This window comes from Flavobacterium sp. UBA7663 (assembly GCF_002483315.1).
Lineage (GTDB): Bacteria > Bacteroidota > Bacteroidia > Flavobacteriales > Flavobacteriaceae > Flavobacterium.
In genome coordinates this window covers 47375-67745 of sequence record NZ_DLHR01000015.1, presented here as the reverse complement: position 1 = coordinate 67745, position 20371 = coordinate 47375, and the positions used below count along the sequence as shown (strand labels likewise).

Annotated in this window: 19 protein-coding genes; 7 read left to right on the top strand and 12 right to left on the bottom strand. The window is 33.1% G+C overall.

What is annotated here, in order from left to right; all coding sequences use genetic code 11:
• The first annotated feature begins 46 nt into the window (after window positions 1-46).
• Complete coding sequence (locus B2741_RS04885; RefSeq protein WP_291135953.1) at window positions 47-808, top strand: glycosyltransferase family 2 protein; 762 nt, start codon at window positions 47-49, stop codon at window positions 806-808.
• Here B2741_RS04885 and B2741_RS04880 read toward each other — a convergent pair.
• Window positions 794-2662, bottom strand: coding sequence for an LTA synthase family protein (locus B2741_RS04880; RefSeq protein ID WP_291135951.1), 1869 nt, complete (start codon window positions 2660-2662; stop codon window positions 794-796). The genes B2741_RS04885 and B2741_RS04880 overlap by 15 nt on opposite strands.
• Before the next feature lie 144 nt (window positions 2663-2806).
• A complete protein-coding gene (locus B2741_RS04875) occupies window positions 2807-3622 on the bottom strand; it encodes a 2,3,4,5-tetrahydropyridine-2,6-dicarboxylate N-succinyltransferase (protein ID WP_133609979.1) in 816 nt (271 codons plus the stop codon).
• 107 nt (window positions 3623-3729) lie between these two features.
• On the opposite strand from B2741_RS04875, the gene B2741_RS04870 reads away from it, so the two are divergent.
• The 6 genes from B2741_RS04870 (at window position 3730) to B2741_RS04845 (ending at window position 7504) form a co-directional block, all read left to right on the top strand.
• On the top strand, window positions 3730-4599 hold the full coding sequence (locus B2741_RS04870) for a copper resistance protein NlpE N-terminal domain-containing protein (RefSeq protein ID WP_291135948.1): 870 nt from the start codon (window positions 3730-3732) through the stop codon (window positions 4597-4599).
• A gap of 31 nt (window positions 4600-4630) precedes the next feature.
• On the top strand, window positions 4631-5041 hold the full coding sequence (gene ruvX / locus B2741_RS04865; protein ID WP_291135946.1) for a Holliday junction resolvase RuvX: 411 nt from the start codon (window positions 4631-4633) through the stop codon (window positions 5039-5041).
• Between the two features lie 33 nt (window positions 5042-5074).
• A complete protein-coding gene (gene def, locus B2741_RS04860) occupies window positions 5075-5662 on the top strand; it encodes a peptide deformylase (protein WP_291135944.1) in 588 nt (195 codons plus the stop codon).
• A 57-nt stretch (window positions 5663-5719) separates the two neighbouring features.
• Window positions 5720-6151 carry a DUF5606 domain-containing protein gene (locus B2741_RS04855; protein ID WP_291135942.1) on the top strand — a complete coding sequence of 144 codons (432 nt, stop codon included), beginning with the start codon at window positions 5720-5722 and terminating at the stop codon, window positions 6149-6151.
• Between the two features lie 127 nt (window positions 6152-6278).
• Window positions 6279-7052: a nucleoside triphosphate pyrophosphohydrolase gene (mazG, locus tag B2741_RS04850; RefSeq protein WP_291135940.1), complete on the top strand. Its 774-nt coding sequence runs from the start codon at window positions 6279-6281 to the stop codon at window positions 7050-7052.
• 164 nt (window positions 7053-7216) lie between these two features.
• Window positions 7217-7504, top strand: a complete 288-nt coding sequence (locus tag B2741_RS04845) for an antibiotic biosynthesis monooxygenase family protein (RefSeq protein WP_291135938.1) — start codon at window positions 7217-7219, stop codon at window positions 7502-7504.
• A 396-nt stretch (window positions 7505-7900) separates the two neighbouring features.
• On the opposite strand, the gene B2741_RS04840 is transcribed toward B2741_RS04845, so the two are convergent.
• From B2741_RS04840 to B2741_RS04795, 10 genes are all read right to left on the bottom strand, one after another.
• Entirely contained in the window at window positions 7901-8653 is a 753-nt protein-coding gene (locus B2741_RS04840) for a hypothetical protein (protein ID WP_291135936.1), read from the bottom strand.
• A gap of 155 nt (window positions 8654-8808) precedes the next feature.
• Window positions 8809-10692 carry a DUF349 domain-containing protein gene (locus B2741_RS04835; RefSeq protein WP_291135934.1) on the bottom strand — a complete coding sequence of 628 codons (1884 nt, stop codon included), beginning with the start codon at window positions 10690-10692 and terminating at the stop codon, window positions 8809-8811.
• Between the two features lie 523 nt (window positions 10693-11215).
• Entirely contained in the window at window positions 11216-11971 is a 756-nt protein-coding gene (locus B2741_RS04830) for a shikimate dehydrogenase family protein (RefSeq protein ID WP_291135932.1), read from the bottom strand.
• 99 nt (window positions 11972-12070) lie between these two features.
• Entirely contained in the window at window positions 12071-12715 is a 645-nt protein-coding gene (locus tag B2741_RS04825; RefSeq protein ID WP_291135930.1) for a VTT domain-containing protein, read from the bottom strand.
• A gap of 115 nt (window positions 12716-12830) precedes the next feature.
• Window positions 12831-13799, bottom strand: a complete 969-nt coding sequence (locus tag B2741_RS04820; RefSeq protein ID WP_291135928.1) for a DUF368 domain-containing protein — start codon at window positions 13797-13799, stop codon at window positions 12831-12833.
• Between the two features lie 56 nt (window positions 13800-13855).
• Window positions 13856-15250, bottom strand: coding sequence for a tetratricopeptide repeat protein (locus B2741_RS04815; protein ID WP_291135926.1), 1395 nt, complete (start codon window positions 15248-15250; stop codon window positions 13856-13858).
• A gap of 185 nt (window positions 15251-15435) precedes the next feature.
• Complete coding sequence (locus B2741_RS04810; protein WP_291135924.1) at window positions 15436-16626, bottom strand: aspartate aminotransferase family protein; 1191 nt, start codon at window positions 16624-16626, stop codon at window positions 15436-15438.
• Between the two features lie 51 nt (window positions 16627-16677).
• Window positions 16678-18369, bottom strand: a complete 1692-nt coding sequence (locus B2741_RS04805; RefSeq protein WP_291135922.1) for an OstA-like protein — start codon at window positions 18367-18369, stop codon at window positions 16678-16680.
• A 116-nt stretch (window positions 18370-18485) separates the two neighbouring features.
• Window positions 18486-19757, bottom strand: a complete 1272-nt coding sequence (locus tag B2741_RS04800; RefSeq protein ID WP_291135920.1) for an adenylosuccinate synthase — start codon at window positions 19755-19757, stop codon at window positions 18486-18488.
• 94 nt (window positions 19758-19851) lie between these two features.
• Window positions 19852-20289: a Fur family transcriptional regulator gene (locus B2741_RS04795; RefSeq protein ID WP_291135918.1), complete on the bottom strand. Its 438-nt coding sequence runs from the start codon at window positions 20287-20289 to the stop codon at window positions 19852-19854.
• Between the last annotated feature and the right edge of the window lie 82 nt (window positions 20290-20371).

Below are 20371 nucleotides of genomic sequence, written 5' to 3'. Positions count from 1 at the left end.
TTTGCCAACAAAATAATTTGATTACTTTTGTGAAAATTCAATTTTTATGGCAATTAGCGGTTTAGTCATTACTTATAATGAAGAAAAAAATATTGGAAAATGCATCGATGCTTTGTTTGAAGTATGTGATGAAGTAATCATTGTTGATTCGTTAAGTGCTGATAATACAGTAAAAATTGCCGAAGAAAAAGGCGCAAAAGTTATTTCTCAAAAGTTTCTTGGCGATGGTCCACAACGCACACATGGATTGCCATTTTGCAAAAACGATTGGATATTAAATTTAGATGCAGACGAATTTTTAGATAAAGATGCTAAAGAATTTATCTTAAAAGAAAAATATTTAGAAGGAAATTACGATGCTTTTTCGTTTCGAGTTAAAAACTTTTTAGCCGATGAATTGATTGATTTTTCAGGTTGGTATCCCGATCATAAAGTGCGTTTTTTCAATAAGAAAACAGCGAAACCTTCAGAAGCTAAAGTGCATCAAAAAATTGAAACGACTAACGAGAAAAAAGTAGCCGTTCATATTTTACATTACGGCTGGGAATCTTTTGAGCAAATTATCGCTAAGAAAAACCAATATTCCACATGGCATGCGCAACAACTTTTTGATCAAGGAAAAAGAGTAGGAGCAATGAAACCTGTTATTAATGGTTTGACCGCTTTTATAAGATGTTATTTCTTCAAAAAAGGTATTTTTAACGGAATTGATGGGATTACAATCGCTTTAATCCAAGGGTTTTTCTCACACATGAAATATGCTAAATTGTTGAAATTACAACGCCAAGAAAAATTATTTAAGCGTTAATTTATTTCCAATCATTCGCTCATTAAACGATTGAATATAGGCTTTTATAAACGTTTCCATTTCGGTTGCTTTAGCTTTTTCGGTTTTGATTACATTGGTTTTAAGTAATTCATCTTTCTTGAAATTATATAATCCCAACGATTTTTTTCCGTCGAAAGCTAAATAATAATCACCCGAAACATAATGGTAGATGTTGTCTAAATAATACACCACAAAATCTTTTTCAGACTGATACGATTTACCATAGGTAATCATTTTACTATCGATATTCAAATAATCAATTATCGAAGGCATGATGTCAATTTGTTGTAAATTCTTCTGATTTTTCCCAACAATAGAAGGATTTGAAGGATCGAAAAATAAAATAGGAACTCTAAATTTCCCGACATTAGTTTTAAACTTTTTCTCTGTTGGTTCTGATGAGGTGTGATCGGAAGTTATTACGAATAGCGTGTTTTTATACCAATCTTCTTTAGAAGCCGTTTCAAAAAAGCGTTTCAAAGCATAATCAGAATAAGCAATACTTTCATGAATTTTAGTAGTTCCTTTTGGAAATTTCCCTTTGTGTTTTTCTGGAATAATGTATGGATTATGAGACGAAATTGTGAAAATCGTACTGAAAAAAGGTTGTTTGAATTCAGTCATTTTAGCTGAAAAATATTGCATAAATTCTTCATCAAAAATGCCCCATCTTCCATCAAAAGCTTCTGGACCAACGTATTCATTCTTCCCAAAATAATTATCAAAACCAGCTACTTTACAATATTGGTCAAAATTCTGACTTCCGTTAAAAGCTCCATGAAAAAACGCAGTTTGATAACCATTATCTTTTAAGATTTTTGGTAAACCATATACTTCGTTAATCGAATAACTTGACGTAATTAACGAATTATTCATCAAACTCGGAATACTTGAAAGCGTTGAAGGAACGGCATCAATTGAAAGTTTTCCATTAGCAAAACCGTTTTCAAAGAATAACGATTTTTCAATCAAACCATCTAAAAATGGCGTTTGGCCACGCTGAATATTTTCTCTTCCAAAGCTTTCTAAAATAATAATCACCACATTTTTTTTGTTCGGATTTTCAGTTGAAGAGATTTCCGTAATGGGGTTGAAAATTTGATTTAATTCTGTTTCCGAAAAGTATTTTGGTGATTCTAATGTTTCTTTTTTACCAATAGTTTTAATAATGCAAAACGGTGTATTCAACACAATTGCGGATTGATTTATCGAACCATAATTTACTGCATCAACAATACGCAACGGTTTTTTTTGAAAGCCACCACGACCTAACAAGAAAACAAATCCCATTAAAAGAATAAATATTCCGGATTGTTTCGCAATTTGTGACCAGTTTGCACTTTGTTCGCTTGCTGATTTTAACTTCGGAATTACTTTCCAAAATAGTATTCCTAAAATCAAAGCAAGAATTGGCAAATACCAAAACTCAACTAAAAAAGAAAAGATTAATCCGCCAATTTCATTCTCCATTCCGCTTGCGGTAATCATGCCAAAAGTACTTCTTCTGCCGGTGAATTTGTAATATTCGAAATCAACAAAATTGGTTAAAATGAAGATGAAATTCACAATGAAGAAACCAATTTTCAAATACTTTTGATAGTTGGGTTTGTATTTAAAATTACCTGGCATAAAATGCAAAAGTGCAAAAACTAAGTTGATGTAAGCTATTGCCGATAAATCAAAATGAATGCCACCTAAAAAACCTTTAGCAGAAATGTTTTCAAAGGCATTTTTATTGAAAAAGTAAAACAACAAACGACAAATTTGATATATAAAAAGAACAATAAAAAAGCGCTTGAAAAATAGTTTTACACTGCTAAAATAGTTTGACATAGAAAGGTAATTTTCAGCAAATTTAACCATTCATATAAAATTTACAATTTATTTACTTGTAATTTACTTTTAAAGGAAAATAAAAATTCCAATTCACAACAGTTTTGTCATGAATTGGAATTCAAGTTTATATTTTAATTTTGATTACACCGCCACGTTATACTCTCTCAATGCATCATTTAACGAAGTCTTCAAATCGGTTGAAGGTTTTCTTTGACCAATGATAATGGCACAAGGCACTTGATAATCTCCAGCTGGGAATTTCTTCGTATAACTTCCTGGAATTACTACCGAGCGAGCCGGAACAACTCCTTTATATTCAATAGGCTCATCGCCTGTAACATCAATAATTTTGGTAGAACCTGTCAAACATACATTCGCACCTAAAACCGCTTCTTTACCCACATGAACTCCTTCTACCACAATACATCTTGAACCAATGAAAGCACCATCTTCAATAATTACTGGAGCTGCTTGTAATGGTTCTAAAACACCACCAATTCCAACACCACCTGAAAGGTGAACATGTTTTCCAATTTGTGCACAACTTCCTACGGTTGCCCATGTATCCACCATCGTACCTTCATCTACATAAGCACCAATGTTTACGTAACTTGGCATTAAAATTACTCCTGATGAAATATAAGCACCATATCTAGCCACTGCATTTGGAACTACACGAATTCCTTTTTCAGCGTAATTGCGTTTCAACAACATTTTATCGTGATATTCAAAAATACCCGATTCCCAAGTTTCCATTTTTTGAATAGGGAAGTACATAACCACTGCTTTTTTAACCCATTCGTTTACTTGCCAGCCATTTTCAACTGGTTCAGCGACACGAAGTTTTCCGCTATCTAATAATTCGATAACTTCTCTAATGGCTTTTTGCGTAGTTTCTTCTTGTAATAAAGCACGATTTTCCCATGCTTGTTCTATTGTTGCTTGTAAATTAGTCATGATTGTAAAAATTTGTGATGCAAATATAACATTTTATGAATTTTGGAATTCTTTTTGATATAAGAAATAAATCGTAAATTTACATTAATCACAAAAAAACAAGCAACATGAAAAAAAGTCTATTTCTATCAGCCCTAATTGCTCTAAGTTGTATCTCTTGTAAAGAAGAAATAAAAGATGACTCAGAAGTTTCATTGTTGGATTCTACTGAAGTGGTAACTGATGGTCATAATGCTATGAACGCCTTAGATTATCAAGGAGTTTACTATGGTGTTTTACCTTGTGCTGATTGCGAAGGTATCGAAACAACAATTACCTTAACTGCTGATAGCTACACTAAAGAAGTGGTATATCAAGGAAAATCAAAAGAAATAATAACCGAAAAAGGAACTTTCACTTGGAATGAAGCTGGTAATACCATCACACTTTCTGGTTCTCAAGCTCCAAATCAATATTTTGTAGGTGAAAACGATTTGTTTCATTTAGATGTAGATGGAAACAGAATTGAAGGAAAAATGGCTTCTAAATACAGATTACAAAAGTTAGATACCACTACTTTGTCAAAAGATAGTAAAGTTTCGGAAGCTATGGCTACGGGTAATGAAGCAAGAAAAATAGTAGATGCAAAAGTTGAACTTAAAAAGTCAAAATGGCGTTTAGTAAAAATGAATGGAAATGTAGTGAAGAAAGATTCAAATATTGAAAAAGAATATGGAATTACGTTTAATCCAGACGGAAGATTTTCAGCTTATGCAGGTTGTAATAGTATGGCGGGAAGTTATGAATTAAAAGAAGAAGTTAGTAGAATTAAATTCTCAAAAGTAGCTTCAACCATGATGGCTTGTCAAGATATGGCAACCGAGCAAGAATTAGCTAAAATTTTAGAAATGGCAGATAATTATAATTTTGATGGTAAAACGCTAAAACTAAACAAAGCTAGAATGGCACCATTGGCCGAGTTTGAAATTATCAAATAATTGACCGTATATTTGTTGAAAATAATTAGCAATGCGAATATTAGCCATAGATTACGGAATCAAAAGAACAGGTATTGCCGTTACTGATGAAATGCAGATGATAGCTTTTGGGCTAACCACAATTCCATCCGAAACTGCAATTGCATTTTTAAAAGACTATTTTTCTAAAGAAAAAGTAGCCTGTGTAATTGTTGGCGAACCCAAACAAATGGATGGAACACCTTCGCAAAGTGCCGAAATTATCAATGCGTTTGTGGTAAAATTTCAAGAAGCTTTTCCTGAAATGCCTGTGAATAGAGTAGATGAACGTTTTACATCCAAAATGGCGTTTCAAACGATGATTGATAGTGGTTTAAATAAAAAACAACGCCAAAATAAAGCGTTGGTAGACGAAATTGCCGCAACAATTATACTTCAAGATTATTTACGTTATAAAAAATAGTACTTTTGCATTTTTAAAATTAATACGATTACCATGATTTTACCAATATACGGATACGGAGAACCAGTCTTACGCAAACTATGTGAGGACATTACACCAGAATATCCGAATCTTAAAGAAACAATTGCTAATATGTATGACACTATGTATCATGCACACGGAGTTGGTTTGGCTGCTCCACAAGTTGGGTTGCCAATTCGTTTGTTTATTGTAGATACTGAACCTTTTAGTGATAGTGATGACGTTTCTAAAGAAGAAGCAGCTTTAATGAAAGAGTTCAAAAAGACTTTCATCAATGCCAAAATCATCAAAGAAGAAGGTGATGTTTGGGGATTCAATGAAGGTTGTTTGAGTATTCCAGATGTGCGTGAAGATGTTTTTCGTCACGATACGATTACGATTGAATACATGGACGAAGATTTCAATAAGAAGACCGAAGTATATGATGGTTTAATCGCGCGTGTTATCCAACATGAGTACGATCACATCGAAGGAATTTTATTTACCGATCACTTATCGATGTTGAAAAAGAAGCTAATTGGGAAAAAATTGCAAAACATTATGGATGGTAAAGCAAGACCCGATTATAAAATGAAGTACGTAAACAAAAAAGGACGTTAAAATTTTTGCATTTTTAAATAAAGATTAGATATTTGCCAACCTTAATAAGTAAGAAACATGAGCATTCAAAAAATATTAGCTATTTCTGGGAAACCAGGTTTATATGAATTAAAAATTCAAACACGTACAGGATTTGTAGCCGAGTCTTTATTAGACGGAAAAAAGATAACTGTAGGAATGAGAGCTAACGTAAGTTTGTTATCAGAAATTGCAGTATACACGTATTCAGAAGAAGTGCGTTTAGCAGAAGTTTTCAAAGCAATTGCTACTAAAGAAAACGACGGTTTAGCAATGTCTCACAAAGAAGACGATGCAAAATTAAAAGCCTACTTTAGAGAAATTTTACCAGAATTTGACGAAGACAGAGTATATACGTCTGACATCAAGAAAATCTTAAACTGGTACAATTTGTTACAACCTAAAGGTTTCGTTTCATTAGAAGCGTTATCTAAAGAAGTAAAAGAAGAAGAAGCTCCAGCTGCTGAATAAGTAGTTGAAAACTATATTTTAAAATCCTGCGTTTTCCACGTGGGATTTTTTATTTTTACATAAACAAGTGCAAAAATCAAATTCAAGAACAATTTCAAACTTGAAACTTGAAACAAAAAACAAAATCATGAACACACGCCAACAACAACTACAAGCTTTCAATCGACTTTTAGATATCATGGACGATTTACGCGAAAAATGTCCGTGGGATAAAAAGCAAACACTAGAAAGTTTACGTCATTTAACGATTGAAGAAACCTATGAATTAGGCGATGCTATTTTAGATAACGATTTGCAGGAAATCAAGAAAGAGTTGGGCGATGTTTTGTTGCACATTGTGTTTTATGCCAAAATTGGTAGCGAAACCAATGCGTTTGATATTGGCGATGTAGCGAATTCCATTTGTGATAAATTAATCGATCGTCATCCGCATATTTATGGCGATGTGGTAGTGGCTGACGAAGAAGAAGTAAAACAAAATTGGGAAAAACTAAAACTGAAAGAAGGCAAAAAATCAGTATTAGAAGGAGTGCCAAAAAGTTTGCCAGCATTAGTAAAAGCAAGTCGCATTCAAGATAAGGTAAAAGGCGTTGGATTTGATTGGGAAGAGCCGCACCAAGTTTGGGATAAAGTGCAAGAAGAACTAAACGAACTTCAAGTTGAGGTACAAGCTGGCAATCAAGATAAAATAGAAGCCGAATTTGGCGATGTTTTGTTCTCCATGATAAATTACGCCCGATTCTTAAAAGTAAACCCTGAAGACGCCTTAGAACGCACCAACAAAAAATTCATCAAGCGTTTCCAATTTTTAGAAAGCAAAGCCACCGAATTAGGCAAACCTTTAATGGATATGACGCTAGCGGAAATGGATGTTTTTTGGGAAGAAGCAAAGAAGTTGTAGTGTTCAGTGGTCAGTCTCAGTATTCAGTTTTAACGTTTAGTTTGTCATGCTGAAAGCATCTCTTGTTTAAACACATAGTCACAATAGAAATACTTTGTCTATGATTTTAGGCGTTGCACTTGGCATAGAACACATTAGCGATTCGATAATTTAAAAATTTAATTATGTACTACGCAGTAATTTTTACTTCTACTAGAACCGAAATGGAAGCAGGTTATGCCGAAATGGCAATTAAAATGGTTGAATTAGCCAAAGCCCAACCTGGATATATAGGCATGGAAAGCGCACGAAGCGAAATTGGAATTACCGTTTCGTATTGGGAAAGCTTAGAAGCTATTCAAAACTGGAAAGCTAATATGGAACATGTAGAAGCACAAGAAAAAGGTAAAACCACTTGGTATAAAAATTACAAAGTAAGAATTGCCAAAGTGGAAAGGGAATATGAGTTTTAAAAGGTGATTTAAACGCAAAGGCGCTAAGTTTTTTACTTCGTCAATTCGACCTTTGGTCTCGGGTCGCAAAGCACGCAAAGTTTTTATCTCGTTTGTCATGCTGAGGTAACGAAGCATCACATAACGCATATCACGCCCAGTTTGTCATGCTGAAAGCATCTCTTTTATGCCATCCCTACGGGATTTTTACCAGCTATGTTACTTTAAGTTACCCATATTTCATGCCTAACGGCATTTTCAAACAGTTGTATTTACTTTTTTAGTTCCGTAGGAACGGTATATAGTAGCTCCATAGGAACGTAATATCGGTAAAAAATAAACACAACGATTAGAAAATCCTGTAGGGACGATATTTTTAGTTGTTTTTGTATTCACGAGCGTGATTCTCGTGCTAGCCTAGCATTGAGTTTTATTTACTAGTTTTTCTAAAATAATTATCGCTCCAATTATAAATGTTGCAATTGTTAAAAAGAAGAAAATGTAACTACCAATCAATGTCTTTTGATATACTTTACCTCGCAATTTCACATTTTTATTATTATCAAATCTTTCGTTTATTTTCTCTTTCGATATCCCATAATATTCACAAAGCTTATTTTTGTATTCTTCTATTTGAACTTCAATATCGTTGCCGTCTGCTAAAGATTTGTAATAATTTATAAGAAGTGTTCTGTATTCTTTTATACTTTCTTGTGAACTGTTTGAGAAGTCTGGTTTTTCTTGAATGATTTTAAAATCTTGTTCAAAATAATAGATTATATCTTCAATTGTATCGCTATTCTTTATTTTTCTGGGGGTTGGAAATTCTAATGTAGTTGAAAAGCCATCCGCATAACCAGCAAAATCCATATTAATTGCAGTTAATAACATTTGTGAAAAAAAAGAAAAAATTCTAAAGATTAATCCAAAAATAACAACAATCAATGAAACTATAGTTATTTGATTTGATAACTCTGTTATGGTTTTATAATTTGGGTTTTTTATGTCATAGTCTTTGGTGAAAAGTATTACGAAAATACCGATTGAAAATCCAACAATCCAAATTATAATTCTATCAGCTCTTTCAAAACTTTGATTACTTCTTTCTCCATTTTCAATTGTTGACTTGCTTATTTTTGAATAAAGATATTTTAAAAATTGATTTGTCATAATTCATTTTTTGAGTTGCAATTATCTCTAAATTGTTTGATACAATTAACTTCTTCCACAAATATACCCAAATTCCCACAAACTCAATTACAGATTTTCTGTACATTTTAAAAAAGAAACAAAAAAAATCCCGAGCCTAAACTCGGGATTCTATCTTACATATTTTTAATTTGCTGTAGCTTTTCTTTCCACAATTTCAAGTCGTCTTTGTGGCGTTCAATGTTTTTCTGAACTTCTTTAATAAAAGGATTTTCACCTTTCGAACTACTGCTAATAAACTGAATGTTGTTCTCTAATTGGAAAATTTCGCTTTGTACTTCGTCAATTTTCTTTCTAATAAAGAATTGCTCTTGTTCTAAAGCTCTGCGGTCGTCACCTTCCGATAATTGCTCTAAACGGTTGCTAAAACGCATCATTTCGGTGTCTTTTTTAGACATACTTAGTTTTTCAAACAAGGCATCTAAAATCTTATTGAATTTCCCTTCAATGTGTCTTCTGTTAAAAGGCACTTTTCCAAAGGTTTTCCAAGTCGCAATGTGTTCTTTTATCGCATCTAAATCGGCCTTATGTTCACCACTTAAAGTAAACGATTTCAACTCTTCTAAGAATGCTTTTTTCTTTTCAAATGCTTCTACTTCTTCACCTGTTTCGGCATTTTTAGCTTCGTGCATTCTATCAAAATAAGCATTACACGCATCTTTAAAGTCTTTCCAAATGCTATCAGAATATTTACGAGGCACATGTCCAATTTTTTTCCAATCGTCCTGAATTTTCTTCATAATTGGAGTAGTCACAGCGAAATCGGTACTTTCTTTTAACGATTTTGCTTTTTCTACTAATTCCAATTTCTTAGTTAAATTCTCGTGTTGCTCGTGTTTGATGTCTTTATAGAAAACGTTTTTGTGTGCATTAAACGCTCGAACCGCATTTTTAAATTTAGCCCAAGTTTCCTCAGTTACTTCCGCTGGAACTTTACCTGCTTTAAAAAACGCTTCGCGCAATGCTTCCATTTTCTTAATTTGCGCTTGCCATCCACTGTGCGAATCGATTTTCTCGGTTCCTAAAGCTTCAATTAGCACTATAATTTCGTTTTTAACCGCTAAATTATCCGTTTCTTTTCCTCTTGCTACTGCATACAAAGCTTCGCGCTTGTCGTGCATTTGCTTGGTAATTTCGCTAAATTCGTCCCATATCGCTTCTCTGTGTTCACGATCAACTGGACCAATTTCTTCTTTCCAAACGCGGTGTAACAATTGCAATTCACGGAATGCTTTCATTACGTCTTCCTCGTTTAACAATTCCTTCGCTTTAGCAATAATCAATTGCTTTTGCTCTAAATTGTGTTTCAAATCTAAATCACGCGCTTCTTTGTCTAAATGCATGATGTCGTAAAAACGCTCAATATGAAAATGGTAATTGTTCCACAAGATGTTGTATTTATCTCTTGGAATTGCACCTGCATTTTTCCAACGCTCGCGAATGTCGTTTACTTTTTTGAACATATCGCCAATACTCGAATCACCTGAATCGATTAAGTTTTTCAACTCTTCGATTAAGCCTTCACGAACGGCAAAATTTTGCTCTAAATTGTTTTGTAATTGTTTGAAATGTTTGGCTTTGCTTGCTTTGTAAGCGTTGTAAATGCCATCAAACTTATTTTTTAAAGGGAAGTGATACTCAAAATCTAAACCTTCTTCGTTGTTTTGAGCTAAGAATTCCTCTTTTTTCTCGTCTATAAAATGGTGGTATTTGTCCGAAAAAGCCTTTCTAATGCCTTCTACATGGTCTTTAATCGCCATTACTTTTTCGTTGTTGACTAATTTTTCTAGCTCATCGGTTAAGGCTTCCATCGACATTGCATCGTAATCCAATACCGGAATTTCGTGCTTTTCTTTTATCGAATCATCTTCGCTTTCTTCTGCATTAGAATTGTCTATTTCCTCTAATACCGATTGACTAATAATGGTAACGCCATCTAATTGTTCCATTTGGTCTTGTCCATCTGCGTTGTGCAGGTTATCATGTGTTGCTTCTGACATTGTGTAAATGCTTAAGGTTACTAATATTTTGTGAAGATACTAAAGCACTCCGAAAATTCAAAAAAAATCGTCTAATTATCGCTTATTTTCTTTGAAACGAGTGTTTTGGGCATTCTTGCCATCCATTTTCCCGCTATCCGCTATATCCGCCAAGGCGAGATGTCTCTTCTATCGGGGTTAGATTGCCATCAAAAAGCTTTCTTGGGATTGGTTTTTTGAAGAGGTTTTAGTTTTGTATTTTTTCAAAAGTTTTAATCAAATGCCGTTAGGCATGAAATCTCGATAAAAATTATAAAGAATAGGAAAAAAATCCCGTAGGGATGACATAAAAGAGATGCTTAATAGTATGACAAACAACGAGTATTAAACCATCTAAGTCATATAAGTTCATTTAAGTTGACTTTGTGTTCTATGCAAAGTGAAACGCCTAAAATCAACGCATAGTTTTTCTAATGTGTCTATGTGTTTAAAAGAAAATCAGTTATAATCAGCGCTTGAAAACCCGTGTCATCAGCGTGCTAATCTACTCATTCCAAATCTTCCAAGCCTTTTCCGCCTGTAAAACCAACATTTCATAACCGTTTTTAGTCACGGCGCCTTGTGCTTTGGCTTTTCTTAAAAATGCGGTTTCTTCTGGATTGTAAATTAAGTCGTAAGCAATGTGTTTTTTTGTAAACAAATTGTAGTCTAAATTAGGACAATCGTCTACATTAGGATGCGTTCCTACTGGAGTCGTATTGATGACAATCGTATATTCTTCAAAAATTGAAGCGTCTAATTCTTCGTATTTGAATTGAAATTCATCTGCTGTTCTGGAAACAAAATCATATTCGATTTTTAAGCTTCGTAAGGCGTATGCGATTGCTTTACTTGCGCCACCAGTTCCTAAAATCAACGCTTTTTTGTGGTGGTCTTTCAATAAAGGTTTGATGGATTTTTTAAATCCGTGGTAATCGGTGTTGTAGCCTTTTAGTTTTTTCTTTTTGGAAATCGTAACGCAATTTACGGCCCCAATTTTCTTAGCTGTTTTCGATAATTTATCTAAATAGGGAATAATCTCTTCTTTGTACGGAATGGTAACATTTAAACCACGTAACCCTTTAATTTCAGTGATTACTTTTGGAAACTCTTTGATACTTTCAATGTCGTAATTCTTGTATTCACAATTGTCAAAATGACCAATTTCAAACTTTTCATTGAAATACTTTTTAGAAAAAGAATAGCTAATATTTCGGCCAATTAAGCCAAATTTCAACTGTTTTTTTGTTTTCTTTTTCATTGGTAAAAGATTTTCAGAGTTTTAAGAAATCAAATTTAAATAGTATTTTATTATAAATTGTTAAGACAATGTTTTTTTTTGAATTTAAGAGTAATAAAATTATTTTTTTGATAGTTTCTTTTTAATTATCTTAATGATAACAGGAGAAACAGAAACAAATGTTATTAATAAAATAACCATGTCAAAATTTTCTTTTACCCAAACCACTTGTCCTAAGAAATATCCTAAAAAGGTTAAGCTGGTTACCCAAATAAACGCTCCTAAGACACAAAAAACAATATATTTAATGTACGGCATGCTTCCTGCACCAGCAACAAAAGGAGCAATGGTTCTTAATACGGGTACAAATCGTGCCATGATAATAGCTTTTCCACCATTTTTTTCAAAGAAAGTTTCGGTATGAGTGATGTATTCTTTTTTAAGGAAAAGGATTTTCTTTTTTTGCTTTATGAGATTGCCAAATTTATTTCCTACAAAGTAGTTTAAATTATCACCAAGCAAAGCGGCAATAATTAATAACGGAATGATGATTGACATGCTTAATTGTCCTGTTGAAGCGGCAATTACGCCAATAGCAAAAAGCAAAGAATCTCCTGGTAAAAGTGGCATAAAAACAAAGCCAGTTTCTGCAAAAATAACTAAGAATAAGATTAAGTAAATTAAGTAATCGTATTGATGAATTAAATCTTGTATTACTGTTAAAGGGTCATTCAGAAAGGCAGATAAAAAATCGATAATTTCCATTATGGTGGTTGGGGTATTTTAAATTTATTTGTGATTTAAGCGTTTAATGAAAAAGGTAGTTTTAATGAAATTGTCAAAATCGTTTGCTTATTTTGAAATTTTTACTTTATGAAAATTAGTTTCTCCCTAATTTACTAGCTAATTTTTCCATTCCAAAAATTACAAAAAATCCTAAAATAGCCAATACGATTGCCATTGCAATTTGAGGTTCACCCTCAAAATTTTGTGGTAAAATACTTTTGTCAATATAAGGAACTACTTCGCCATGACTGTTGATTCTTGTTTCTAAAACTTGTTTCCAAGGCCAAACTTTATTTAATGAACCAACCATAAATCCTACTAATAAGGTTAATGTTGTGTTTTTATGATGGGCAAACATCCAATGTAATACTTTAGAAAACGATTTTAATCCGATAATACAACCAATAGCAAAAACACCTAATTTTAATAAAGCTTGTGTTAAGATTTCAGAATTGGCAGTGGTTAAGCCTTCTCTAAATGTATTGATGGTTCCAATTACCGTTTCATAAGAACCCATTAAAAGCAAAATGAAAGCACCTGAAATTCCGGGTAAAATCATCGCAATAATGGCAATAAAACCCGATAAAAATAAATACCAATAGCTGTCAGGAGAACTCACTGGACGTGCAATAGTAATATAATAAGAAACCGTAATTCCTATTAGTAAAAATAAAATATCGACTAATTTCCAACTCGTAATTTCTTTCCAAATTAAAGTAATACTAGCGATAATTAATCCAAAGAAAAACGACCAAACTAAAATAGGTTGGGTTTCTAATAAATGCGTAATCACTTTAGAAAAAGTTAAAATACTGATTCCGATTCCAGATAATAAAGCCAATAAAAAACTACCGTTTACTTGCTTCCAAGCGGCTTTTAAGCCTTCGTTTTTTAATGTTTTTAAAACAGAAATATTTACATTATTAATGCTATCAATTAATTCTTGATAAATTCCAGAAATAAAAGCAATGGTTCCTCCAGAAACACCTGGAACTACATCGGCAGCTCCCATTGCTAATCCTTTAAGCGTAATAATCAAATAATCGGGAAATAGTTTTCTCATGACAATAAAAATTCCAAAGTATTGCTACTTTGGAATGGGTTAAGGGTTGTTTATTTTTATTTTTTAAATTTCATAATTGTTTTCTGAACTTCAGTTCTTTCCCAAACTACTGGAAATAACTCTTGAAACAAAGAAAGTTGTTTCAAATTTAATTTCATTCCGTTCATAAGGTGAAGATTTCCTTTGGTAACGTCATCTGTTAAGAAGTACAATCCAGCCAAACGGTATTCCATTTCGTACTCGTCTGGTAAAACATCTCTTGCTTCTAAAAGGATTTCAATAGCAGTATCAAACTCGCCTAAATATTGTAAAACGTCTGTCCAAAGTGTAAAAGTATCTAAATTGATATCGCCACTTTCAAATGCTTTTCGGTAGCCGTATTCTGCTTCTTCAAAGAAATGAAGTGCTGTATTTACGGCTGCAAATCGTTTCCAGTATAACGAATTATCACCATCAATTCCAATTGCTTTGTTTACGTAATATAATGCTTTTTGGAAGTTTTTTTGACGAATATAAAAATCAGTAATTGCAATCCAGCCTTTATCTAACAATGGGTCTTCGTGAACTGTTTTTAGGTAATAATTTAATGCGAATTCGGTATTTCCTAAACGCTCGTAACATTTCGCCACACGAAGCAAAACAAAAGAAGAAGGATCATCTAATTCTAATGTAATGTTGTAGCAATCAATTGCTTCTTGATATTTTTTTAGTTTTTCGTATGATTTTGCTTTTTCCATGTACGCACCTAAGAAGGTCTCGTCAATTAAAGTTGCGTAATCGAATGCCCAAACTGCTTTTTCGTAGTTTTTCAACGCATAATATTGTCTGCCTAACTGATGCCAAGCGACTTCACTATACGGATTTTTATCAATGAATTTGTTTAGGTAAACAATAGCATCTTCATTCTGATCTAAGAAATCAAAACAGTACACTACGTTGTAAAGTGCCGAATAATCTTCGGTATCTTCGTCTAAACATTTGATGAAATTTTCTTTTGCCATTTCAAGATTATCCATGAAAAGATATTCCATTCCAATCATCGAATACACATCAGCATAATCATCTGTGTATTTTAAGGCGATTTTTAAAAAGGAAATAGCCTTTTCGTGTTCGTCTCGTTTAGAATGTATGTTGGCTTTTTGGATGTAAATTTCTTCGTTTGTTGGCTCAATAGCATATAACTCGTTTAGTAACTTTTCAGCAATATCGAGTTTGTCTTCGTACACCAACATTTCTACTTGAACTAATTTTAATCCAGTAGATTTTGGATGTTGTTCTAAACCTAATTTTAGCGCTTTTTTGGCCAAGTTCAATCGGCCGGTATCCATATAATGAAGAATAATATCTTCAAACTCCTCTGAATCAAAGAAAAAAACTTTGTTGGTTTTTAACATTGATTCAAATTTAGATAAGGACAAGCTGTTTTCTTCTTCTTCGTGACTCAAATTCATAGCGCTTCGTTTTATGATTTTATCCTTATTAAAATTAAGGAATAATATTGGGGTAGTGGTTCGGGGTTTGAATTGTTGTAAACAATTTAATTAACAATTTACAATTACAAGAGCAACGTCAAAAATTAATTTCAAAATTTAGTTTGAGTTAAAAAAAACATCAAACTCCCATCTTCCATCATCCATCATTTCATTTCTCTTTCTATCTCATTTAATACCTCAATAATAATGCCACATCCTTTTGTAATTTCTTCATTACTAATGGTTAATGGCGGTGTAATTCGAACAGCGCAACCTTCGAAAAGGAGCCAGAATAAAATCACTCCTCTTTTGTGGCAACGTAAAATCACTTCATTAGTAATCTCTGGAGAATTGGTCATTGCAGCAATCATAAGCCCTCGGCCGCGAATTTCTTTAATTAATGGATGTACTAAAAGGCTTCGGAACAATTGTTCTTTTTCTAAAGTTTCAGCCATTAAATTGGTTTCCGTTACTTCTTGTAATGTTGCTAAACTCGCTGCCGCTATGACAGGATGTCCGCCAAAAGTAGTAATATGACCTAATTTTGGATCGTGACTTAATAAATCCATCATCTCAGCTGATGCAGTAAAAGCGCCAACTGGCATTCCGCCACCCATTCCTTTTCCCATAACGACTACATCAGGAATGACATCGTAGTTTTGAAATCCGAAAAGTTTTCCGGTGCGACCAAATCCGGGTTGGATTTCGTCTAATATCATGATAGCACCAACTTCATCACAACGTTGGCGTACTTTTTTGAGAAAATCGTTTTGAGGTTCAATAAAACCTGCACCACCTTGAATCGTTTCTAATAAAACTCCAGCAGTTCTTGTGGTGATTTTTTCCAAATCCGGTTCATTGTTGAATGTAATAAAATCAACATCTGGAATTAAAGGACGAAAAATTTGTTTGCGTTCTTCAAATCCCATCACACTCATACTTCCCATAGTGTTTCCGTGATACGCATTATGACATGAGATTAATTGACTTCTTCCAGTTACACGACGAGCTAATTTTAAAGCACCTTCAATGGCTTCTGTTCCTGAATTTACCAAATAGGTTTTCGTAAGTGGATAGGGAAGGTGTTGTGCTAATAATTTACATAATTCTGTTGCTGGATGTTGGGCATATTCGCCATATACCATGACATGAGAATACGTATCTAATTGTTTTTTGATTGCATCATTTACTCGTTGCGGCTGATGCCCTAATGTGTTTGCTGAAACTCCAGCAACCATATCCAAATAGGCATTGCCATCAGTATCATAAATATAAGAACCCATAGCATGAGAAATTTCCATTGCTAATGGGTGAGGTGAAGTTTGGGCTTGGTATTTAAAAAAATCTTCAATCATATTTTTTAGTGATTAGTAAAAAGTGATAAGTTAATTTTAGCTAATCACTTTTTACTCATTACTTTTTACTTTTTTTGCTACGGGTTTTTTATCCAATTTCTTTTCTTCTGGTTTGTTTTTAGAATCGTATTCTAAAGTTTCTGGAAGTATTTCCATTGGTTTTTCAGCTTCAATTGCTTTTTTCTTTGCTTCAATTTGAATTTTATCATCTAATTCAATTTCTTCTGCAGGGAAAATATCGTCTTTTGATAAAATGCGCTCATCACCACGCCAAAGGAAGCCTCTAAGTTTTCGTGCATTTTCTGGAAAATCTTTCTCGGGATATATAAAACTATCGGTTTTAGTGAAGAAAGTAATTGAACTGATTTTATTTTCTTCTAGTTCCAAATTGATTTTACTACAAACTGTTTTGTTGATTCCAATAAACTCATTAGCATCATTATACATGTAATAAATGACTTCGGCGTTCTTAACGACATCAACTTCTTTTAGTTTGCTATCAACGAATTTTCCATACAAATTTTGTCCTTTTATCTGATTGTAACCATTTTTACTGAGACTATCTTTTTGAATAATAAAAGCGTTATTGAGTACTTTTAATGAATCTAATTTTTGTGTTTTGTTGTTTCCAATTAAATGCATTATATCACCTGTCATTTGGTTTTCGTTGTTCCAAAGAATAGGTTTTCCAATCATTTTCGTCAACTGTGTTTTGTTGTTAGAATGAAGCGAATCACATTTTCCACTCATGTCACTCTTGTAAAAACGCACATTGTTAAAAGCACGAATCACACGGTCATCTTGAGGTCCTGAAACAATGATTTTTTTACCATGCATATACAAAGTATCTTTTTCTACCAATGTTTTTACTAAAGCTCTTTTGGTTAAAATCATCGAGTCTTTTTTGGTAGCTGCATTTCGGTATAATTCTGCGTAATGGCCTGTAGCGATTACATTGTTGATGGTATCGGTAATTTTTACATTGTTGATACCTCTCGAATAATTTTTCTTTCGGTCGTAATACAAATCATCCCCTTCAATTATTTTATTATCGAGCGTGATTTTGGAATTTTTGGAGAGTTTTCCAATATCATTAGTAGTGTCGTAAAATCCGTTTTCGGTATAAATTACGTTTTCTTTGCTAGTAATAGTTGAAGGTCCAAAAACATAAGCATGTCCAGAATTTTCGTAATAATCTAAATGGTTAGTTTTTATAGTACTTTCTGGATTCGTAACAGTAACAGCAGTAGTAAATTTGTATTTCTTTTGGTCTACATAATAGCGACCCGATTTACTTCTTAACGTATTTTCTTTGTTACGAATGGTGCCGTAGGTATTGTAAGATGCTAATTGATTTTTCTTATCAAAATAAACGGTATCTGTTGTTAATGTTGATTCTGGCGAACGTAAAACTACATCTCCTGTAGCAAAAGCGAGTTCTTTATCACCATTGTATTCTGCATAACGGCTGTTCATAGTAATCGTGTCGCCTTGATTCATTTGAACATTCCCAAATGCTTTTACGTAATTTTCCTCTTTAAAATGATACGCTTTGTTACAAAACATTTTCACTCCATTGTGTATAATGCGAACATTTCCCGTAAAAACAGTTGCGCCGGGGATTTCGGTCTGATTCATATCTACGAAATCGGAATTTTCAATGATAATTTTTTTCTTTTCCTGCGCCACCGAAAAGGTAACTGAAAGAAGTAGAAAGGCGATATAAAAAAATGTGTTTTTCAAGTCGAATTTATTTTGAGCCAAATTTAAGTAAAAACTCTAAAAGCCATTGATAATTAAGAATATTTTATCATTTAAGAGTATAAAAAAACGCTTTCAATTGAAAGCGTTTTTAGTAATTATTTCATTATCGTTTGTTTTCTGTCTGGTCCAACTGAGATTACTTTGATTGGCACTTCCACTTCTTTTTCAATGAATTCGATATATGTTTTTAATTCTTGTGGTAATTCATCATACGTTGTCATACCAGTTAAATCAGCTTTCCAACCTTTCATTTCTGTAAAAATTGGAGTTACATTTTCTGGTTCGATGTTGTATGGTAAATGTTGAATTGCTTGTCCTTTATAGTTGTATCCTGTACAAACTTGTAAGGTGTCAAATCCTGAAAGAACGTCGCCTTTCATCATGTATAATTGCGTTACACCATTTACTTGAACCGCATATTTTAAAGCAACTAAATCTAACCAACCACAACGACGAGCACGTCCTGTAACCGATCCAAATTCATTTCCTACTTTAGCCATCGTTTGCCCAGCTTCGTTGAAATCTTCTGTAGGGAATGGTCCGCTACCTACACGTGTAGTGTACGCTTTGAAAATTCCGAATACGTCTTTTACTTTGTTAGGAGCAATTCCTAAACCAGTACAAGCACCTGCGGCAGTTGTATTTGAAGAAGTTACAAATGGATATGTCCCAAAATCAACATCTAGCAAAGAACCTTGCGCTCCTTCTGCCAAAATTGATTTTCCTTCTTTTAACGCTTTGTTTAAATATTCTTCACTATCAATGAAAGTTAATTTCTTTAAGTCCTCCACGGCTGCAAAAAACTCATCTTCCATTTCTTTTAAGTTGTATTGTAATTCTACATCGTAGAACGCAATCATTGCTTCGTGTTTGTCAGCTAAAGTTCTGTATCTTTCTTTGAAATCTACTAATTCTAAATCACCAATACGAAGTCCGTTTCTGCCCGTTTTGTCCATATAAGTTGGACCAATTCCTTTTAAAGTAGAACCAATTTTTGCTTTTCCTTTTGATGCTTCGGAAGCAGCGTCTAGTAAACGGTGTGTTGGTAAAATTAAGTGTGCTTTTCTAGAAATGAACAATTTAGCAGTAACATCCATATTGAATTTTGCTAAACCTTCAATTTCTTTTTGGAAAACTACTGGGTCGATTACAACTCCATTTCCAATAATATTGATGGCGTTTTTGTGGAAAATTCCAGAAGGAATCGTTCTTAAAACGTGTTTGATTCCATCAAATTCTAAAGTGTGTCCAGCATTTGGTCCACCTTGAAAACGAGCAATAATATCGTATTTTGAGGTAAGAACGTCAACGATTTTTCCTTTTCCTTCGTCTCCCCATTGTAATCCAAGTAGTAAATCTACAGTCATTGTGTTGTGTTTATTATTTGTAGTTAGTTGTTATTATTTTTTTGGTAGAGACAAGTCAGTGACTTGTCTGTACTAATAAATTACGAATCGTCAATTATTGTTGTTTTTTTGTTCCGTAGAAGTAAAGTGAATGGGTTGAGATATTAATACCAAACATTTCTTCCATGGTTTGTTTAATTTGCTGAATTCTTGGATCGCAAAATTCGATAACTTCACCAGTGTCGGTTAAAATAATGTGATCGTGTTGTTTATCGAAGTATGATTTTTCATAATGTGCTTGATTTTGTCCAAATTGATGACGACGCACCAAACCACATTCTAATAAAAGTTCGATAGTATTGTAAAGTGTAGCTCTACTTACGCGATAGTTTTTATTTTTCATTTTGATATACAAAGATTCGATATCAAAATGCTCGGTGGCATTGTAAATTTCCTGAAGAATAGCATAACGTTCAGGCGTTTTACGGTGCGCTTTCTCTTCTAAATATTTAGTAAAAACATTCTTTACAATTTCCTGATTTTTGTTTTCCATTGCTTTGGTTAATGAAATATTGGCAAAGATAGTGTTATTTTTGCTTTGTATAAAATCCTAAACTTAATTGGGATATTTTAGT